This window comes from Macellibacteroides sp. (assembly GCF_050251695.1).
Lineage (GTDB): Bacteria > Bacteroidota > Bacteroidia > Bacteroidales > Tannerellaceae > Macellibacteroides > Macellibacteroides fermentans.
In genome coordinates this window covers 32,459-53,863 of the sequence record NZ_JBFWMI010000011.1, presented here as the reverse complement: position 1 = coordinate 53,863, position 21,405 = coordinate 32,459, and the positions used below count along the sequence as shown (strand labels likewise).

Annotated in this window: 15 protein-coding genes and 1 pseudogene; 13 read left to right on the top strand and 3 right to left on the bottom strand. The window is 32.5% G+C overall.

Going from position 1 to position 21,405, the window contains the following annotated elements:
- From AB7E53_RS03250 to AB7E53_RS03230, 5 genes and pseudogenes are all read left to right on the top strand, one after another.
- A pseudogene (locus tag AB7E53_RS03250) lies at window positions 1-517 on the top strand (glycosyltransferase family 2 protein); the annotation flags it as partial.
- Window positions 514-1,635 (top strand): glycosyltransferase family 4 protein, encoded by a 1,122-nt coding sequence (locus AB7E53_RS03245; protein WP_446774141.1) that lies wholly within the window; start codon window positions 514-516, stop codon window positions 1,633-1,635. The pseudogene AB7E53_RS03250 and the gene AB7E53_RS03245, both read left to right, overlap by 4 nt.
- A 2-nt stretch (window positions 1,636-1,637) precedes the next feature.
- Window positions 1,638-2,258: an acyltransferase gene (locus tag AB7E53_RS03240; RefSeq protein ID WP_446774139.1), complete on the top strand. Its 621-nt coding sequence runs from the start codon at window positions 1,638-1,640 to the stop codon at window positions 2,256-2,258.
- Between the two features lie 19 nt (window positions 2,259-2,277).
- Window positions 2,278-3,225: a glycosyltransferase family 2 protein gene (locus AB7E53_RS03235; RefSeq protein WP_446774137.1), complete on the top strand. Its 948-nt coding sequence runs from the start codon at window positions 2,278-2,280 to the stop codon at window positions 3,223-3,225.
- Window positions 3,213-4,655 carry a lipopolysaccharide biosynthesis protein gene (locus AB7E53_RS03230; RefSeq protein ID WP_446774145.1) on the top strand — a complete coding sequence of 481 codons (1,443 nt, stop codon included), beginning with the start codon at window positions 3,213-3,215 and terminating at the stop codon, window positions 4,653-4,655. Before AB7E53_RS03235 ends, AB7E53_RS03230 begins: the two co-directional genes overlap by 13 nt.
- A gap of 30 nt (window positions 4,656-4,685) precedes the next feature.
- On the opposite strand, the gene AB7E53_RS03225 is transcribed toward AB7E53_RS03230, so the two are convergent.
- Window positions 4,686-6,107 (bottom strand): hypothetical protein, encoded by a 1,422-nt coding sequence (locus AB7E53_RS03225; protein ID WP_446774135.1) that lies wholly within the window; start codon window positions 6,105-6,107, stop codon window positions 4,686-4,688.
- 159 nt (window positions 6,108-6,266) lie between these two features.
- On the opposite strand from AB7E53_RS03225, the gene AB7E53_RS03220 reads away from it, so the two are divergent.
- From AB7E53_RS03220 to AB7E53_RS03185, 8 genes are all read left to right on the top strand, one after another.
- The gene (locus AB7E53_RS03220) at window positions 6,267-7,013 is read left to right on the top strand and encodes a TolC family protein (RefSeq protein ID WP_079684261.1); all 747 of its coding nucleotides are present in this window, start codon (window positions 6,267-6,269) and stop codon (window positions 7,011-7,013) included.
- Between the two features lie 2 nt (window positions 7,014-7,015).
- The gene (locus tag AB7E53_RS03215) at window positions 7,016-9,196 is read left to right on the top strand and encodes a GumC family protein (RefSeq protein WP_079684230.1); all 2,181 of its coding nucleotides are present in this window, start codon (window positions 7,016-7,018) and stop codon (window positions 9,194-9,196) included.
- On the top strand, window positions 9,180-10,634 hold the full coding sequence (locus AB7E53_RS03210) for an O-antigen ligase family protein (protein ID WP_079684231.1): 1,455 nt from the start codon (window positions 9,180-9,182) through the stop codon (window positions 10,632-10,634). The genes AB7E53_RS03215 and AB7E53_RS03210 overlap by 17 nt, the downstream gene beginning before the upstream one ends.
- Window position 10,635: 1 nt before the next feature.
- Window positions 10,636-11,760, top strand: coding sequence for a glycosyltransferase (locus AB7E53_RS03205; protein WP_079684232.1), 1,125 nt, complete (start codon window positions 10,636-10,638; stop codon window positions 11,758-11,760).
- A gap of 47 nt (window positions 11,761-11,807) precedes the next feature.
- Window positions 11,808-12,914, top strand: a complete 1,107-nt coding sequence (locus AB7E53_RS03200; RefSeq protein WP_394333167.1) for a glycosyltransferase family 4 protein — start codon at window positions 11,808-11,810, stop codon at window positions 12,912-12,914.
- Between the two features lie 104 nt (window positions 12,915-13,018).
- Window positions 13,019-13,867 (top strand): glycosyltransferase family 2 protein, encoded by an 849-nt coding sequence (locus tag AB7E53_RS03195; protein WP_079684234.1) that lies wholly within the window; start codon window positions 13,019-13,021, stop codon window positions 13,865-13,867.
- An 11-nt stretch (window positions 13,868-13,878) separates the two neighbouring features.
- Entirely contained in the window at window positions 13,879-15,039 is a 1,161-nt protein-coding gene (locus AB7E53_RS03190) for a glycosyltransferase family 2 protein (RefSeq protein ID WP_446774133.1), read from the top strand.
- A 103-nt stretch (window positions 15,040-15,142) separates the two neighbouring features.
- On the top strand, window positions 15,143-16,258 hold the full coding sequence (locus AB7E53_RS03185) for an ATP-binding response regulator (RefSeq protein WP_446774132.1): 1,116 nt from the start codon (window positions 15,143-15,145) through the stop codon (window positions 16,256-16,258).
- Between the two features lie 7 nt (window positions 16,259-16,265).
- On the opposite strand, the gene AB7E53_RS03180 is transcribed toward AB7E53_RS03185, so the two are convergent.
- Both AB7E53_RS03180 and AB7E53_RS03175 read right to left on the bottom strand, forming a co-directional pair.
- Window positions 16,266-18,584: an ATP-binding protein gene (locus AB7E53_RS03180; RefSeq protein ID WP_446774130.1), complete on the bottom strand. Its 2,319-nt coding sequence runs from the start codon at window positions 18,582-18,584 to the stop codon at window positions 16,266-16,268.
- A gap of 236 nt (window positions 18,585-18,820) precedes the next feature.
- On the bottom strand, window positions 18,821-21,178 hold the full coding sequence (locus AB7E53_RS03175) for an LruC domain-containing protein (RefSeq protein ID WP_446774128.1): 2,358 nt from the start codon (window positions 21,176-21,178) through the stop codon (window positions 18,821-18,823).
- Between the last annotated feature and the right edge of the window lie 227 nt (window positions 21,179-21,405).

Sequence of the window (21,405 nt, the reverse complement as noted above, 5' to 3'; positions counted from 1 at the left end):
GGATAAAGAATTAGAAGCCCTGCTTCTTAAAGAAAACATTTTTATCGAATATCTTGAACACGTAAACGTATACGACGAAAAAACACAAAAAGACAGTACATTCTACAATCAAAGGAGAAGGTGGCTGTCAGTTCAATTTCATTCGCTGGCTCGATCTATTAAAGACTTACCTTCAGCTATTTTTGATGGGAAATGGGATTATGCCGATAAGCTATTGCAATGGATGATGTTGCCCAGAATCATATTGCTTGGTGTTATAATCCTTTTTTCTCTTATATTACTCCCAATTAATTTGATGTGGGCTATCAAATGGTGGGGACTTGTCTTATTGCTTCTTGTCACGTTAAGTATTTCAGTGCCAGACTATCTGGTTACTGAACATTTTATTAAAGCGATGAAGAAAGTTCCAAAGCTTTTTATTCTGATGGTTTTTAATTTATTCAGATTAAAAGGAGCAAATAAAAGGTTTATACATACAGAACATGGACAATCTTTCAAAAAGGAGGATAAAGTATGAAAATAACAATTGAAGCACAACGCATTTTTCGTGAAAAGAAACACGGAATGGATTTTGTTGCACTCGAAACAATTAGGCAATTACAAATCATTGACACAGAAAACGAATATTTTATATTTGTTAAGCCCGGGAAAGACAAATGTCTCGAATCGACTAAGAATTTTCATATTATAGAACTTGCTTGTCCAACTTATATCCTTTGGGAACAGATTGCACTCCCTTTTGCTATTTCAAAAATTAAACCCGACTTACTGCATTGCACCAGTAATACTGCACCATTGTTTTGTAATGTTCCCTTGATACTTACATTACACGACATAATTTTTCTGGAACAAAGGCAACAAAAAAGCAAATCATTATATCAAAACCTGGGTTGGTATTATCGGCGCTTCGTTGTTCCTCCTGTTTTAAACAAGTGTGAAAAAATAATAACCGTATCAAAGTTTGAATGTAATAGAATTAAGGAAGCCCTTAAACTTCCTAACAATAAAATTACATATATATATAACGGATTTGGAAATCATTTTTACAACCATGCTGAAACAAAAGAAATAACTAAGAAATATCTTCCTGACGATCAATATCTATTTTTTTTAGGAAACACTGATCCTAAAAAAAACACACGAGGCACCCTTATTGCCTACAGTCAATATGTAGCAAAATCAAAAAAAGCATTACCGTTATTAATAGCCGACCTAAACGAAACTGCGATTGATGCAATATTGAATGAAGCAGGTATTCAGGAAATAAAACCGATGCTTCGTTATCCTGGGTATATTACAAACGCTGACTTACCTTCTATTTATAGTGGAGCAAAAATATTCTTATATACATCGTTTAGAGAGAGTTTCGGCATTCCTCTACTCGAAGCAATGGCCTGTGGAACTCCCGTAATAACATCAAATACTTCTGCAATGCCCGAAATTGCAGGAGAAGGAGCCTTATTTGCTGATCCCTTCGTACCTGAAAGCATCTCTGAACTGATTTTAAAGCTGGAAGAGGATCATGTATTGTATGAGCAAATGCTGAAGAATGGATTAAATAGAGTCCAGCAATTTTCATGGAGTAAAACCGCAAAAGAAACATTATCTTTGTATCATTCAATATATAAATCATGAGTATGAATACGGATAATTTAAAAGAAAAAATAAAAAAACATCCTCTTCTAAAAAGGGTTGTTTTAAATTTCCTTATGCATCCGATTAAAACCCGGCCGCAATGGTGGATACGGATATTCATGCCTTTCTATATTAAAAGAGGAAAAGGGAGTGTCATATATCGAAGCGTGAGGAAGGACATAGTACCATTCAATATTTTCGTACTAGGCAAAAAATCAGTTATTGAAGACTATTCAGTCATCAATAACGCTGTAGGCAATATAGTGATTGGCAATAACACCCGTGTGGGTATTGGCAATACTATTATAGGGCCGGTTACGATTTCAGATAATGTTAACATTGGACAAAACGTAACAATCAGCGGCCTCAATCACAACTATGAAGACCCAAGTAAAACAATCTGTGAACAAGGGGTAAGCACAATGCCTATTAAAATTGAAAATGATGTATGGATTGGTGCCAATTCTGTTGTCCTTCCCGGAGTACAAATTGGCAATCACAGCGTCATCGGAGCAGGAAGTATCATAACCAAAGATATCCCTCCCTACTCTGTCGCCGTTGGCAATCCTGCCAGAATTGTCAAAAGATACGATATGGATTTGAAAGAATGGGTGAAAGTTTGAAATTAATAAAATTACAGAAATGAATCCCCCAAAGGTAAGTGTTATTATTCCTGTGTATAATACCGAAGAGTACATTGGTGAAACTCTAAACTCAATTATTAATCAAACACTAAAAGATATTGAGATTATTGTAATTAACGATGGATCAACGGATAACAGTTTACATATCATTAATGAGTATGCGCAAAGAGACAGTCGGATTACTGTATTCACTCAGGCAAACCAAGGACAATCAATAGCAAGGAACTTTGGCATTTTACAAGCATGCGGAGATTATTTGTATTTTATGGATAGCGATGATCTTTTAGACGAATGTACTCTTGAACTCTGCTTTCATAAATGTGAAACTGAAAATCTCGATTTTGTAATATTTAATGGAGAGACCATTAAGAATCCATCATCTAATATCAAACTAACTTATAATCATTGTACGAGTTACGATGAGAATACTTTACCTGATGGATTAACAATTATAAAAAAACAATTAGCAAATAAAATTTTTACTCCTTCTCCCTGTTTGAGTTTTATTAAAGCGAATTATCTTAGAACTAATAATATAAAATTCTATCCGAACATTATTCATGAAGATCAACTCTTCACATTCAATCTTTATTTAAAAGCGAAAAGAATCTCATCGATACCCAGACCACTATTTAAAAGAAGAATAAGAAATAATTCAACCATGACACAAAGATTCAGTCTTAAGAATATGAATGGATATTTTACAGTATCAAATGAAATTCTTAAGCATAGACAAGACGGGAATAACGTGTTAAATAAAACAATTGATTTATTTCTTTTTCAAATGTTAAACGCAACTTCCTATGGAGCATCCACCTTACCATTTAAAGATCGAGTCCATGTAGTAAAAATCCTTATCTTTAAATATTTTAGATATGTGACGGTAAAAAGTATTTTAAGAATTTTGTTAAGTGCTTTATTAAACAAACATAAATCATGTCTATAAGAAAGCAGCTAATTACTGGTGTGTTTTATTCGGCTATAGCAAAATATGCCGGGATATTTATTTCTCTGATTGTAACTGCCATACTTGCCAGATTACTGTCTCCGGATGAATTCGGAGTTGTTGCCGTTGCAACTGTTATTATTACTTTCTTTGGAATTTTTACGGACTTGGGAATATCACCCGCCATTATTCAGAATAAGGAACTGACAGAAAAAGACCTGTCTAACATCTTTTCATTTACGATTTTCGGTGGAATATTATTATCAGTTCTATTCTTTATTTCATCCTGGATGATTGGGAATTATTATAAGAATGAAACTTTGATAATAATTTGTCAGTTGTTATCCATCAATTTACTATTTTCTGCGTTAAATATTGTCCCGAATGCTTTGTTATACAAAGATAAATTGTTTAGATATATTGCTATACGAAGTCTCATTGTTCAATTGATTGGAGGTTTCTTATCTGTTATAGCGGCTTTAGCTAATGCGGGATTATATGCTTTAATTATCAACCCGATATTCTCATCAATTTTTATATTTATAATTAGTTACAGAAAGAAACCACAGCAAATTTCTTTCACATTAGGGTTAGATTCAATAAAAAAGATACTGACATTTTCTTCCTACCAATTCCTTTTTAATGTAATAAATTACTTCAGTCGAAACCTTGATAAACTATTAATTGGTAGATATATGAGCATGGGAGCATTGGGTTACTATGAAAAATCTTATCGTCTTATGATGCTGCCGTTGCAAAATATTACCCACGTAATAAGTCCCGTCATGCATCCAGTATTTTCGGAAATGCAAGATGATATTAGTAAACTGGCAATGTCATATGAGCGAGTGATCCGTTTATTAGCCTATATAGGCTTTCCATTATCCATTTTTCTATATTTTACTTCCACAGAAATAACATTAATACTATTTGGTAATCAGTGGATAAAATCTATTGCTCCATTTCAAATACTGGCACTCTCTGTTGGCATTCAAATAATTATGTCGACTTCCGGTTCAATTTTTCAGGCAGCAAACGATACAAAAAGCATGTTTATCTGTGGACTCTTTTCAGCAACCCTGACAATCAGCTCATTATTGGTTGGCATATTTGTTTTCAAAACACTTGAGGCTGTATCTTGGAGTATCTGCATTGCATTTACTATTAATTTTATTCAATGCTATTTGATGATGTATCGTGTCACTTTTAAACGTCAATTAAACAACTTAATAAAAGAAATTATCAAACCGCTGATATTAAGCATATTACTCTTTGTTGTTCTCCATTTATTTTCATTAATAGAATTAGATTTATATTTATCTTTTTTAATTAAGAGCAGTCTATTTATATTCTGTTTAACAATTTATTTTTGGACGACAAACGAATACAATTTAAGAGATAAACTATTAAAACGATTGCAAAAACAATAAGTCAGCAATAAATATTGCAGAAAGAACTTCTCAATAACCAATCCGTCGCAACAATTCATTTTTCTTATCTGATTCCTTAAGTTGATTTATGAAATAAAAAGCATCCTTTGAATTATCATCTGTAGGATTAGCTAAATATTGTTCACTGAAAAACAGAGCACGTTCATATAAATATTTATAACAGTCAATATTAAGCATTGTCCCTTCCTCATAATTGCCATATGAAAAACCAGTAATTACATCGTCTGTTTGTATCGATTGAATATTTTCTGCGCGAATTCCTTTTAAATTTAAGGTGATTGATGGATAATAAAAATACTGACCGGCTGGCATACGTATTTTTATTTTTAAAATATTACCATTAATAGCCGTTTCAATTTTACTATGTATTCTGTAATAGTTATATTCATAATACTCTTCCATACTAGGAAACCAAACAGAATCATCACCATCTTTGCCATATTGATCATTAATCCATTCTAGAAAGCTAACCCATTTATAATCTGTCGCATGCGCTAAAACATGGATTGCTTTTCTTTTTTCTCTGTCTGAAATAAGATTGTCAACAATAATAGATCTATACATATTTGGATCTTTATTATCATAGCGATGAATCAACTTTTTATTTAAATCACTTACAACTTTAAAGGGATATAAAGTATCTTTCGTATTATTTTGAGCTGTCATTAATTGAATAGGATTATAAACTAAAGCAGCTTTGACATAATCATAATTTCCATTTGGTTCTGCTAAGATTTTACACCCCCGACCGTTCAGTTTTGAAGTAATAATGTTCTGAGCAATATTATAGTGCGATACAATTGAATCAATATTATGTACTTCTTCAGTCTCCACATCATGAAAGGCAATACCAACTCCATAATTCAACATAACCCTAACATTATCCCATATCAAACCATTTTTTTTTGCAAATCTATAATAATTGGTTTTATAACCGACACGAACTATTGATGCCTCATTCATCCACTCATATTCTGGTGCCAAAGTAGTTGTAAATGCAAACCTGATCTCTTTTCCGGTACCATCTGTACTCCCAAGAGTTTTTCCTAAATAATAAGCTCCGGGGGGTAAATCTCCAGCTATAAGATGCGCTATATCATAATAGTAATTTGCATAAAGGGGTTTCCCATTTATTGCTGCCCATGTATTACTAAAAGCAGAATGGACACAGTCATCTTGCGTTAGCAACATCAACCAAGACTTATTGTACTTTAAAATTGGTATTTGAGCTTTAATATCATCTTTTGCACTATTTTCTTTTAATTGAACGAGTAACTCCAAATCTATTTCAGAATTTTCACTGCTGTAAGGATATAGGTAATTACGAAACTCTTGCTCTTCATATATATCTTTTATTTTTACACATGATCCAAAGCAGAACATCAAGTTAAGAAACAAAAGGGAACAATAAAATTTATACATATCAAACATACCAGTATTAATTAATACAAATATACAACCTTTTTATGAATTATTATTCGCTAAAAAACTAGTTATTTATATTTCTAATCTTAAATCTTAAAGACTAAAGCCTCTTGATTATAAATTAATAATTATATTTGCATAAGTTAAATGCAAATATTCTTTAACATGAGATATTTCTTCTTTATAAATATTTTTTTCCTGTTTTGCACTTTGCAAACGGTTAAGACGCAAACTCAAACAAATGTGAATTTATCTGAATTCGACATTGATGATTATAATAAGATTAGTTTGCCTCCATTAGATATTTTGTTTGAAAACGCAAGAAACAATCCTATTTACGAACTTGCGGAAGCAAAAGAACAAATTGAAATAATTAATTTACAAAAAGAAAAGAAAGCTTGGCTTAACTACTTAAGCATAAGAGGAAGTTATCAATATGGAATGTTCGGTAACGAATCAACTTATACTGATGTATATACTCCTGTCTTTTTTAATTACTCAACTGCCGCTCAAAACAGTTATTCTGTAGGCGCAGGTATTTCGATTCCACTAGATCATCTTTTTGATTTGAAAGGACGAACTAAAAGACAAAAAATGATGGTAAAAAGTGCTGCTCTAGAAAAAGAACAAAAATTTGAGGAAATAAAAAAAGAAATAATTATCATGTATAGCAATGCGTTATCTCAATTAAACGTATTGAAACTTAGATCCGAAAGTTTGGTTATTACCAGTGCTCATTATGAAATTGCAGAGAAAAACTTTGCAAATGGCACTATTGACTCTGGCGAATTATCTGTAGAAAAACAAAGACAGACTGTTTCTCTTGAACAGTATGAAAATACAAAAGCCGAGTTAACAAAAAGTTTATTAATTTTAGAAACTATTACTCGAACCCCCATATTAAACAGATAATTATGAAATATTTATTATATGCTTTACGTTTTCTATACCGCATAAGATGGTGGCTTATGCTCGTACCAATTATTATTACTATTGCTTGTATATATTTTACAAAAAACTTATCCAGAACTTACGAAGTAAAAGCGACAGTTTATACTGGTATCGTTTCGGGATACACTATTGAAGGAGAAAGTGGAATTAGTGACTATATCGGCGTAGCTAACGCTATGGACAATCTAATAAATATTATTCAAGCAGAGAATACCCTAAAAAGAGTTTCTTACAGATTGTATGCCCGTAACATGATTCATGGAGACCTTAACAACGACAATCAATACATCTCCTCTTCAAGTTTTAGAGAAATATATGGTCGCACAAAAAACAATAGAGACGGAGCAGCTTTACTTGGGTTAATAGATTCTACTAGTGAGGAGAAAACCTTTCAGAATATATTGAAATATGAAAAACAAAACAAGGATAATTTTATCTATGGATTATTCTACTGGAACCATCCGCACTACTGCTACAATGCACTGAAAAACATTCGTGTTAGTCGCAAAAACAATAGTGATTTGCTTGAGATTTCCTATACATCAAATGATCCTGGAATTGCGTATAATACCCTCGACATTTTAATGAAAGAGTTTGTAAACGAATACAGAGAAATAAGATATGGAGAAACCGATAAAGTGATAGCTTATTTCAAATCTGAATTAGATCGTATTGGGGCAGAATTAAGGATTGCAGAAGACTCATTAACCAACTATAATATTGAAAAAAGAGTAATAAATTACTACGATGAGACTAAAGAAATCGCAGCCATTAACAAAGAATTTGAATTAAGAGAGCAAAGTGCGACATTGGAATTCAATAGTGCCAAAGCTCTAACTGATCAGCTTGAAGCACGTATGGGAAACAATTTAAAGCAAATTAAAAACAATATTGATTTTATAAATAAATTAAATAAAGTATCTTCTTTAACAGGTGCAATATCAGAAATCCAGAGTTTTGGTTCGGGAGAATCTTCTAAAACAAATAATTTAGTTTCATTAAAAAAACAATTAGACAACACAAGCAAAGAACTTTCGGATATTTCCAATCAATATGTTGAAGATAAATATACTAAAGAGGGTATTGCCAAATCTTCCATAGTCAGTCAATGGTTGGATCAAGTACTTCTTTATGAAAAAGCCAAGTCTGATTTACAAGTAATACAAAAGAACAGACGCGAACTAAATGAAAAATATGTATTTTTCGCCCCGGTTGGATCAACGATAAAAAGAAAAGAAAGAAATATTAATTTTACTGAACAAAATTATCTTTCAGTCTTAAAAAGTTATAATGATGCTCTAATGCGGAAGAAAAATTTAGAAATGACATCAGCCACACTAAAAGTATTGAATCCTCCTGCATTTCCTATCCAAGCTCAACCAACGAAGCGTAAAATAATTGTTATAGCTGCTTTTGCGGGAAGCATCCTATTAATATTAGGTTTCTTCATTTTACTTGAATTGATGGATAGAACACTACATGATAAAGTCCGCACAGAATTATTCACAAATTTAAAAGTAATTGGTGCATTTCCTGGCAAAAGTCTTATAAAATACCGAAATTACGACAAAGCGGTGCAAGCAATAGCTACAAAGTATTTAAGCAGTGCGATTTTGCCCTATTTAGTTAATAAAAAAGAAAAGTTACCTTTCATAATTAATTTTTTGAGCACTGAAGCTGGTGATGGTAAAAGCTTTCTTATTAATGAACTTGTCCAATATTGGAGTGGCGCTGGTCTAAATGTTAAATCTTTAAATTGGAATAAGGATTTTAATGTTTATAGTTCAGAATATTTAATAGCGGAAAGTGTTACAAGTTTATATAATATTGAAAACGAAGACATACTTTTAGTTGAACACCCGGTGCTCAAATCGAATAATATTTCTACAAACCTATTAAATGAAGCAAATCTTAACATTATAATAGTTAGGGCAACACGTGGTTGGAAAGAATCTGATTCTATATTAATTAACAAACTATCAAATCAACTAACAAACAAAGAGTTAGTAATATATTTGAACAAAGCTGAACGTTATGTTGTGGAAGGATATACTGGTATGCTTCCACCTTATAATTCATATCGAAGATTTGTTTATAGGCTTTTGCATCTTGAATTAACAGCAAAATATGAAAATTTACAATAACCATTATAAACTGTTGATTGATCATTTAAAAGATTTGCTTATATCAAAAATATGGATATGGCTGGTTTTAGTATTTGCTTTATATTTATTTTATCAATTAATACTCAGCCAAGATTTATTCTTAGCACTTGGAATTGCATTATTTCCATTTTTAATCATTTTATTCATTGTAATAATTGCTTATTCTGAGAAAGGATTTTATCCTATATTTATTTCTCATTTTATTCTATTATCTATCAGTAGTTATATGGATATAAAATTAGGTGTAGCTACAGTATTGGTAACTCTTGCTGTTTTTATGTTAATAATAGTCAAGGGAATTTATAATAGATTGGAATGGAAACATGCAATTAATCCAATGCTTGTAACTTATTCAATTTGGATGGCATATTGTATTCTCGAAATGGGCAATCCAAATCATGTACAAGAGGCTTGGAATGTATCAATTACTCAGTATGCTGTTTATCCATTGGTTTGTGCCATATTAGTCCCCATATCTATTAAAAATAAAACACATATTCATTGGCTTATTGTTATTTGGTCCATATTTATCCTCTTTGCCGCCTTTAAAGGATACTGGCAAAAAAATGAGGGATTCAATGAAAAAGAATTATATTTTCTATATGAATTGGGAGGAGCAAAAACACATATAATATGGTCGGGAATACGATATTTTTCTGTATTCTCAGATGCTGCAAATTATGGAGTCCATATGGGAATGGCTATTATAGGTTTGGGAATTTCTGCTATTTATACAAAAAATAAATTCCTCAAGATCTATTATCTTCTTGTTACTTTTGCAGCGATTTACGGAATGTTCATTTCTGGGACAAGAGCAGCTATTGCAGTACCATTAGCTGGGATATTCCTATTTACTTTATTAGCTGGTAATATTAGATTTTTTTCTTTGGGTGCTATACTGGGTCTCGGAATTTTTATTTTTTTTAATTTTACTACCATTGGAGATGGAAATCAAAATATCCGTAGAATGCGAACAGCATTTAATCCTACTAAAGACGCATCATACCAAGTTCGAAAGACTAATCAAGAACGAATGAAGATATTAATGTCAAGCAAGCCCTTTGGTTATGGAATCGGATTAGGAGGTAAAGCTGAAAAGTTTCATCCCAAAGAACTAATGCCATATCCACCTGACTCGTGGATGGTAAATGTATGGACAGACACCGGAATAATAGGTCTTACAATCTACATACTATTACATAGCTTCTTGTTTGTTTATTGTAGTTGGATTTTATTATTTAAAATAAAAGATTTTAGATTGAAAGGATTACTTACAGCTTGGCTTTGTGTTTGTTTTGGATACTTTGTCGCAGCTTTTGCTAATGATATTATGCAATATCCAAATTCTATTGTTGTATATACAGGCTTTGGATTATGCGTTGCAGGACCGTTGTTTTCTAATAAATTAAATCAATAAGATGAAAGCCCTATTTCTTATTTTTCATGGATTTGAAGCACACAACGGAATTAGCAAGAAAATCCAGTATCAGGTTGAGGGTTTAATACAAAATGGTGTTGATGTAAAACTGTGTTATCTTGTAATTGACGAACATGGATATCACAAAAGAATGATTAACGACACCATAATCGAAAATTATGGTAAAAGCTTTTTAGCCAAAATTAATAAGAGAATATGCTATAATTCATTGAAAAAATATATTCTTAAAGAGCATATAAATTTTTTATATGTAAGACATGACTTAAATGCTAATCCATTTCTTGTGAGTTTTTTCAAAGCATTGAAAAAAAGGAATATTAATATTATTCTTGAAATCCCAACTTATCCTTACGACTATGAATTTATTCATGCCAGTTGGAAAGATCGTCTCCAAAATTATATTGACAAACTATATCGAAATTGTTTATCAAAAACACTATATAAAATCGTCACATTTACTGATTTTTCACAAATATGGGGAATTCAAACAATAAATATTTCAAATGGAATAGATTTTAATGCAGTAAAATTAAAATCGAACAACAAAACGAATATTGATGAATTAAATCTTATTGGAGTGGCTGATATTCATGCCTGGCATGGTTATGATCGTGTTATTAGAGGTATGATTAACTACTATAAATACAATAGAGATATTAAAGTTTATTTCCATATTGTAGGTAATGGTATTGAACAAGTAATAAACGATTTAAAACAAATAACAAGAGACAATAACCTCAGTGAGTTTGTAAAATTTTATGGACCAAAATCTGGTTTGGAACTAGATTTACTATTTGATTTTGCTGATTTTGGTATTGCAAGCTTGGCAAGACACAGAAGTAATATTGTAAACATTAAAACCTTAAAAAACAGAGAATATGCAGCAAGAGGTATTCCTTTTATATATTCGGAAATTGATTCAGATTTTGAAAACATGCCATATGTATTAAAAGCTCCAGCGAATGAAGAATCAATTGATATTTGTCGGATTATTGATTTTTACTCAAGACTAAACATGACTGCAAAAGAAATAAGAGAATCGATATATCATTTATCTTGGAAGAATCAAATGAAAATCATAATCGAAACCCCAATTAACTCATGAGCTTAAAAATAGTATATTGTATACCCTCCCTCTATTATCCTAGCGGTATGGAAAGAGTTGTAACTTTAAAAGCAAACTATTTTGCAGAAGTTTATGGTTACGAAGTTGTCATCATATTAACGGATGGAAAAGATAAAAAACCATTTTATTCACTTTCACCATTGGTTAGAATAATTAACTTAGACATAAACTATGACGAACTTTACGGTAAATCATTTTTAAAAAAAACAGTTTTATATTTAAAGAAACAACGTATTTTTAAAAAGAGGTTAAGAGATTGCTTATTTAGTTTAAAGCCAGACATTTCAATTTCTACACTTCGAAGAGAAATAAATTTCTTTAATTCTATAAAAGATGGAAGTATAAAAATTGGAGAAATTCATTTTAGCAAAGCAAATTACAGAGATTTTAAAAGTGAAAAATTTATTAATATAGTCCAGAAATCAATTGCATTTTTCTGGATGAGACAGCTAATCTATCAACTAAAAAAACTTGATAAATTTATTACACTAACAGAAGAAGATAAGATGTTATGGACTGAATTAAAGAATGTTCAAACAATAAACAATCCATTATCCTTTTTCCCTGATAGAATTTCTCAATGTGAAAATAAACAAATCATTGCAGCAGGAAGATACGTTCCACAAAAAGGGTTTGATTTACTAATTGAAGCATGGAGCCTTGTTGAAAAAAAACATCCTGATTGGAAACTTCTAATTTTTGGAGATGGTGATAGAAAATTGCTTGAAAATATTATTAATAAGAATAATCTTCAGAATTGTTATTTAAAACATTCAACAAACGATATTGCATCTGAATTTATTAATAGTTCCATCTATGTACTAAGCTCAAGATTTGAAGGATTTGGAATGGTTATTATTGAAGCTATGGCTTGTGGAGTACCACCAATTGCCTTTGATTGTCCATGTGGTCCAAAAGATATTATATACAATTTGAAAGATGGTATACTTGTTAACTCAGGAGATATAAATGAATTAGCTGAAAAAATATGTTTTTTAATAGAGAACGAAGATTTAAGAAAAAATATGGGTATTAATGCCCGTAAAAATGCTGAAAGGTTCAAAATAGAACATATTGCAGAGCAATGGAAACTCTTATTTGAAGAACTCATTAACAAATCCAATAATAAATAGTAAGTGAATAGAATAATATTACCTTTAGATTTATTTTGAAATACATAATCTCTTATTCAAAAGAAACCTAAATATATAATTTATTATATTAATACAATAAATATATGAAATGGTACAATAAATATTTGTCTGTATATAACACTTCATTATCAAGCACGTATGGTGAGATAATAAATGAGGTTAGAAATAATATATCAAATCTTCAAAGCAAAAATCCGCTTGTTACAGTTTCTGTAATTGCTTATAATGAAGAAAAACATTTACTAGGGTGTTTATGGTCGTTGAGCGAAATGAAATGTAAGTATCCAATCGAAATTATTGGAGTCAATAATGATTCGAAGGATAAGACTGAAGATATATTTAAAGCAGTTGGGTTGCCATATTATAATGAGTATCAACATAGTTGTGGCTATGCCAGAAAGTGTGGATTAGAGCATGCAAAAGGTAAGTTTCATATCAACATCGATGCTGATACGCTATATCCTCCAAAGTACGTTGAGATTATGGTTGACTCGCTAATGAAACCCGGTGTAGTTGCAGCAAGCTCATTATGGAGCTATATACCAGATAAAGATCATTCATCGATTGGTTTAAAATTGTACGAATTCACTCGTGATTGTCATTTATTTATTCAATCATTTAAAAGACCGGAATTGAGTGTAAGAGGTTTGGTGTTTGCCTATCATACTGAATATGCAAAAAAAGTTGGCATTAGAGTAGATATAAAACGGGGTGAAGATGGTTCTCTTGCCCTGGGATTAAAGAAATATGGTAAAATAACCTTCGTGCGTAAATCTGCTGCTAGAGCAGTAACAGGATATGGTACAGTAGGTATTGATGGCTCATTATATAACAGCTTCAAAGTTCGAGCTATTAAATCTTTAAAAAACATTTTTAGTGTCTTCTCTGCAAAAAAAGAATATAATGATGAAGATTCTAATCTTATAAAATAATTGAATCAAATATGGCAATATTATTCTGGATCTTTCTGCTGGTTATTTTTTATACTTATCTGGGATATGGGATTATTCTTTATGTCCTTGTTAAGATTAAAGAGTTTTTTGTAAAGCGAAAAGAAAAATTAAAGCCGCTTGATTTACCTGAAGTGACTCTCTTTATAACTGCTTACAACGAAGAGAAGATCATTGAACAGAAGATGGAAAATTGCAGGGCACTCTCCTACCCTTCAGAATTATTGAATATCGTTTGGGTAACGGATGGATCGGACGACGGGAGTGTTGAGCTTTTGTCGGCATACGCAGATGTAAAAGTACTGCATAAACCAGGAAGAAACGGAAAAACGGCAGCAATGAACAGGGGGATGACGTTGGTTGAATCTCCTATTGTTGTATTTACCGACGCTAATACCTTTCTGAATAAAGAGGCTATTCTGGAAATAGTATATGAATTTACCGATCCGAAAGTTGGCTGCGTAGCGGGAGAAAAAAGAGTTGTTTCCAAAGAAAAAGATTCTGCCACTGCCGGTGAAGGAATTTATTGGAAATATGAATCTGCACTAAAAGAACTGGATTACAGGCTTTATTCGGCTGTTGGTGCTGCCGGTGAGCTTTTTGCCGTGAGAAAAGAGCTGTATGAACCCATGCCTGCAGATACACTATTGGATGATTTCATTTTATCATTAAAAATTGCTCAAAAAGGATATAAAATTGCCTATTGCAGCAAAGCATATGCAGTTGAAACAGCGTCGCTTAACATGAACGAAGAAAAAAAGCGAAAAGTTAGAATTGCAGCCGGAGGATTACAATCCGTTTGGCGTTTAAGTGGGTTGTTTAATATTTTCAGATACGGTTGGCTTAGTTTTCAATTTATAAGTCACCGGGTACTGCGATGGACTATCACCCCATTGTTTCTTTTTCTACTAGTACCAATCAACTTAGTGCTGGCATTAGGGGGAGATACATTTTATATGGTCGCACTATTTCTGCAGGTTACATTCTATCTTATGGCATACGCCGGATACTTATTTGAAAAAAAGCAGATAAAAAATAAATTTCTATTCATTCCTTATTACTTTGTATTTATGAACGTAAATGTTTTGCAGGGATTTAACTATTTATTTCAGAATAAAGGCAAAGGAAGTTGGGAAAAAGCAAAAAGAGAATAAGTTTTGACAAAAACAATAGTTAAATCAAAATATATTATTGAATTAATTCAATTTTTTATACATTTGTAATCTAAATGATAAGATTAGTAAGGGAGGAAGACTTATGAGTGATAAAATGGCTGCTGACTATAGCGTTCTGATAGTGGATGATGTGCCTACCAATGTAATGTTGGTGCAGGCTATTCTGAAGAAGGAAGGTTATACTCTATTAACTGCTAATAGCGGTAAGAAAGCACTTGAAATGACCGATACTCATAATCCAAATCTTATTTTGTTAGATATTATGATGCCCGAAATGGATGGCTTTGAGGTTTTACAACGACTGAAAGAAAATCCGAAAACGAATCATATCCCTGTAATTATTATGTCTGCATTAAGGGATATGCAAAGTGTTGTAAGGGGATACCAGCTTGGAGCTGTTGAATATGTAACGAAACCTTTTCAAAGAGAAGAACTTGTCAAACGTGTGGCCCACCGTTTTGAGTTATTCAGCATTAAACGGATAAAAAGAGAGTTGGAACGAACGATAGAATCTAGAGACACCTTGTATTCTGTAATTGCTCACGACCTTCGCTCTCCCCTTGGTTCTTTGCAGATGATGAATAACGCCATTTTAATGATGGTTGATAAAGATAAAGTTGGAGATGAAGTTTTTGAGATGTTGAAGATGATGAATAAAACTTCTGAAGAGATATTCCTTTTATTGGACAACCTCCTTAAATGGGCTAAAAACCGGCTGAACAAACAGATTGTTTTTAAGCAGGTAACCGATGTTAACAGTATAGTAGACAGTACGGCTCAAATTTACATACCTGTGGCAGAGCAGAAAGGGATTACACTGGAAATTCTAAATATCGACAAAGAATTAAACGGTTTTGTTGATATTGACATGCTAAAAACAATCATACGAAATCTAGTCTCCAACGCATTGAAATTCACCTATTCAGGTGGTAAGGTTGTAGTCGAGACGAAGGAATCTGAGAATGGAATAGTTGTTAGCGTAAGTGATTCCGGCAAAGGAATGACAGACGAAGAGATAGATAAGCTGATCAATAAAAACATCAATTTCACTACCTATGGAACCAATAATGAAAAAGGTTCCGGTTTAGGATTGATGCTTTGCAAAGACTTTATCAAGTTACATAATGGCGAACTCTCTATCAATTCAAAACCGGGTGAAGGTTCAACATTCAGTTTCACATTACCCTCAGGTAATTAACTCTCAATTAGCTGTTTGACAGGATCGGGATCTTAATCCAGAATTTAGAACCGCAGCCAATTTCACTGGTAAATTTAAGTTCACCCCCCATCTCTTCTGTCAGTTTTTTCGCAATTGGTAATCCCAATCCGAATCCCTGTGTAAAATTGTCGGCCTTAAAAAAGCGGTCAAACAACACGTGATTATAATTTTTATCGATACCAATTCCAGTATCCTCTACGTAAATACGAACAAATTGTTTGTCGGTATTTTCTTCAGATTGGATTTCGTACCCAAAACGGATACTTCCTTGATTCGTAAACTTTACGGAATTATCAATTAAATTTGACAATACCTGATGTAGTCGTTTCGGATCGGTGTACAAAAAGACTGACGGTAAGATGTTGTCATCAAAAATAAAACTCACTTCCGGCTTAGTTTTCTGACTAAACATATTATAAACAGACCGACAAATGTCTTTCAATTCTACACTTCTCATTTTAAATTCAAACTTGTCGACTTCCAACGAAGATAAATCAATTATGTCATCAATAAGCTTTAAAAGCTGGTTACTGTTTTCATTTATAATATTCAGGTAGTAATCTCGTTCAAATTCATCATTAGCATCTCCCACAATGGAAGCAAAACCGATGATTGCGTTGAGGGGAGTACGTATCTCGTGACTTATGTTGGCCAGGAAATTCGTTTTAAGACGATCGGATTCCCTGGCTTTAATAAGCTCCAATTCATTGTTGTGCTGCTCTGTTATATCCCACAGCATCGCCACTAAGTAAACTTCATTTTTCGATTGCACACGTGTTCGAAGTGCGTTTACAATGCGTATCCTTCCGGAAGGATCTTTATAGTTTACAGCATATTCGCTAAAACTACCCTCCGCAATAGCTTTTAAATCTTTATTCCTGATTTCGGAGGCCCATGTTTGATCCGGAAATAAATCAAAATCTGTTTTCCCTAATATATCTTTTGCCCGCCTATTCATAACATGTTCTGCCTCCGAATTAAAATAGACGTACTTAAAATTATCCGATGCATTCTTAACAGATACAACAAGAGGAATATTACTAAGAATAATATCCATTATTGCATTTAATCTGTTAATTTCATCCTGCTGCACAATTTTATCGGTGATATCTCTAACAATATGCATTGTGTTACCATCTTCCAGAGAAGACACACGTGATTTAAAAAAACAATGCTTTCCATTTATCAAGAGAGAATAATCAAATTCCATTTCAACATTATCTTCAAGAGCTTGATTAATCTTTTCTTTGAATAACAAAGATTTCCCTGCATCAAAAATATCATCAATTGATTTTCCTACTGTGTCTTTTTCGGATAAATACAAACCCTTAGACTTTGTACCGGAAGCAAACACTTTTAGAAATCTATACTCTTTAGAAATAACAAATATCAAATCCGGAATGGCATTTAAAATTGGATCACTCTCTCTCTCAAGATTTATTAATGAATTTTCGAGTAGAGCTTCTTGTGAAATATCACTTGTATAAAAAACAATCTTTGTTGGCTTTCTATTAACATCATGTTTAAAACCTCTGGCATTAACCCTTATCCAAATCGTCCGGTCATTAATAACACGTCTATAAGTAGTACTATAGTGAGTGATTTCACCATTTAAAAGAGGTTCAAAATAAGAGTCCCGAATTCTTGCTAAATCATCAGGATGAATAGACTCATAAAACTTTTGCTTATTAGGATAATTAACTTGTGGAATAAATTGAAAAAGGCTATTATCTTTAAAATCATTAAGAACCGGATCAATATAGACCTGATCATTGACTACATCGTATTCCCAAATTATGGAATTACCTGTATTAATAGCAACCTGCAGTTTTGTAAAACTATCTTCCAGTATGGCATGCTGCTGATGATGTAATGTATCATCCACAATCACGACAAAATACCCCTTAATGGTTTGATGTTTTGTATATAAAGGAATCCCCCTTACAGATAAGTATTTTATACAATCTTTGTATATAGAGGAGTAAGTGATTTTCGAAAAATCGTATGTTATCAATACATTGAAAGCGTTGCCTTTATAAACCTCCTGTAAAATTTCATCGGAAACATTCGGATCCTTAAAGTTGTTAAAGTCCTCGAAGGCGTCTTCATTCACACCAAATATCTCCCTATCTGCCTTGTTACAAACTACAACGACTCCCTTTTCATCCAACACTTCGACACCGCATGGCAATAAATCAAAGATTTTTTTGAATTTAGCCATCCGATAAATTTCTTCATCTCCAATAATATCTATAAGGTCTTCAATTAATAATTGATCCGAAATATTTTCTATAATACTATCCATACGATTCGATTTAAGTCCCAAAAATACAGTCTACATACTATAATTCAGAATAAACCATAAGCAATAAATAGCTTCACTATTAATTAAATACTAATAATGTATATATAATTACAAACAGGTTCACTTTAAATATAATTCCTAAATATACAATTATTTTTTATTATGAAAGCTGTAAACATAAAAAAAGGATAAATGATTTGTATTCATTTATCCTTTTATATAATTATAGATAATACTTATTTATTATAAACCTTACCGGATTGAGGTGATAAGTACCAATTAGCATTGTTTGATCCTCCAGATTTTGCCCAATTCAGGAAGTTAGGATATGCATCTTGAATTTTAATAGTTTCTATAGGATATTTAAATTCGGCTGTTGGTATTAATAATCCCCATACCATATTGTTATAGTCTGTATAATCCAACGGATCACTTTTTACTTTTGAAGTAGGTTTATAACCTGCCAAATGTACTTCTTTTCTGTTCACATCGTTATTCTGTCCTACGATCAGATAAAAGTTCAAATTAGAAATATTGATATCAGATTCAGAAACACTGTTATTAAATGCAACTTCAAACTTATATGATTTTGAAGCGTATTTAGTTTTAGAAGGATCCGTATTTGTTATACCTGGTGATGAAACACCAAAGGTACTGTATACTTCCGGGAATAGAATTAGGTTCGCTTTCTCCTGTCCGTTTTCTTTCGTACCTATACTACTTGTTGAAGATACTAAAGACAAACTTCCTGAAGCAATTTTATCGAACTGAACACCCAAAGCCAAACGGTTTGTTGCTCCAGCAGCAACAGGTGTTATTTCGAATGACAACGTAGCTAATTTATTATTGTTTCCTTTCGAATAGGATATTTTATCAATTGTAAATACAAAGTCATTCATATCATAATCTCCCAATGCAGGCCAGTTATCTTCCATGGCAAAAGTATACTCATTTCCTGTTTCTACTTTAATTGGGAAAGTTGGATTGGTTGGTGTACCCGTTCCTGGATCTTCAGTTGCTCCGGAACCGTTACAAGCAGTCTCTTCGATGGCTGTTTGAGGACTCTTTGTCAATTTGACATTTCCTGTTGTTTTATACAATAACCGTGAATCGTATGAAGGCGCAATAGCAGCTTCAATAGATCCTACTATAGATAAATGTTCAGAAAAATTAGAAGTCGGACCTACTGTTCCTGATTTTATATAGAACAGTGGTTCAAGGTTACTTTCTTTTGCCCCATTAATTTCAACATGGTAATTGAAAACAGCTCCATTCGCTACAGCAGTACTTGTTGGTAAATTATAGTCAGCAACATCTCCTATCGAGAATATGGCATTCCCTTTTAATGTAATAGTCGAATTATTACCCCAGAAGTCTTTGCAAGCCAACAATGAACCAGACGCAGAATTAATTGTTCCTTGTTCTGTATATAGGTCGTCGCATACGGTAAAACAGTTATTATTCAATGTTCCGCCGCCGCCACCAAAGTTCAGATAAGCAATCTCCATGTGGTGATTGTTATCAATCACAAACTTATTGGTCAACGAAACTTCAGTCGCTTTTATCTCGCCGTTGTTCTCCAGCTTTGTTGTAGAATTACCTGTTAGTTTTCGTACATTAAACAGATTGTTATTTTGGATTCCGGCACCATTGGTAACCTCAACATCTTGCGAATTTAAAGTACCGTTGTTTACAATCTTAGGATTGTTCCATCCCATCTCTATATTCTTTGCATTTAATGTACCGTCATTAATGACCAGGGTGTTGACTCCAATTTTCGAATTAGAAGCATTCAGGTTTAGTGTTCCTCCTTCATGTATGGCCACTACTATATTCTGTCCGTACCAATTAAGATCTGAATCTGCTGTAACCTTACCCTTAGGCAACACTACAATTTTGCAACCATCTGTTAATGGGAACTGTCCACTAAAAGTGGTGCTGCCAGCCACGTATAATTCAATTTTATTCTGTCCTCCGGGGAAAGTAATCTGATTGTTTGTAACGCCTTCGGGAAGGTAATAACTTTTATTAGCCGCAAGGGTTACAGCACCAGCACCTAAAGTAGTGCTTCCTGCCGGTAATTTATAATCACTCGCTCTATCTGCACTGGCAGGAATAGCGCGTGTATTAACCACAGAGCTGGATGTGCTTTTGGTTGTTATGGAATTAGTGGAAAAATCACAGATTGCGGTTGTAGCAGATGTTACATCTACAATCATAACAACTTCTCTTTGCAGAGGATCAATCTGTTTGATATACAAAACACTATCCGACTGAGATACAACAACATCTTCAACATATGGAGCTCTTTCAGTGGCTACTCCAGCAGTAAGAAGTTTTAAATTGTTATTACTTGCCAATGGATTCTGGTTGTAAACCTCCACCATATAAAAATTCGCACCATTGTATTGATCATCCACATTTACGGTTAAATTTACACTTTTGGTAGTAGTAAACTTAAATCCTACAGGGATTTCGGCATCAGGGTTCTTCTCGGCAATTACTTCCGGATCGTAAAGATCCTTCACACAACTGGAAAAAAGCAAGGTACTTGTAAGTACAGTAAAAGATAAAACTCTAAACATCGGTTTCATAGTCTAACTATTATTCTTTGGGTACTAATAACTGCCAAGATTTATCGTAATCTCAGCTTTTTGTGTTCATCTGGAAAATTTCAGTTGCAAATTTACGTAATTAATTAAATCCTACTACATTTCATCTCAGACTATTTTAAATCGTTTAAACATTTTTAACCTAATATCTATTTTCACCCGATCAAAATACTCTGTTGTAAATCAGAACTTAAAATCTACTCCAGTAT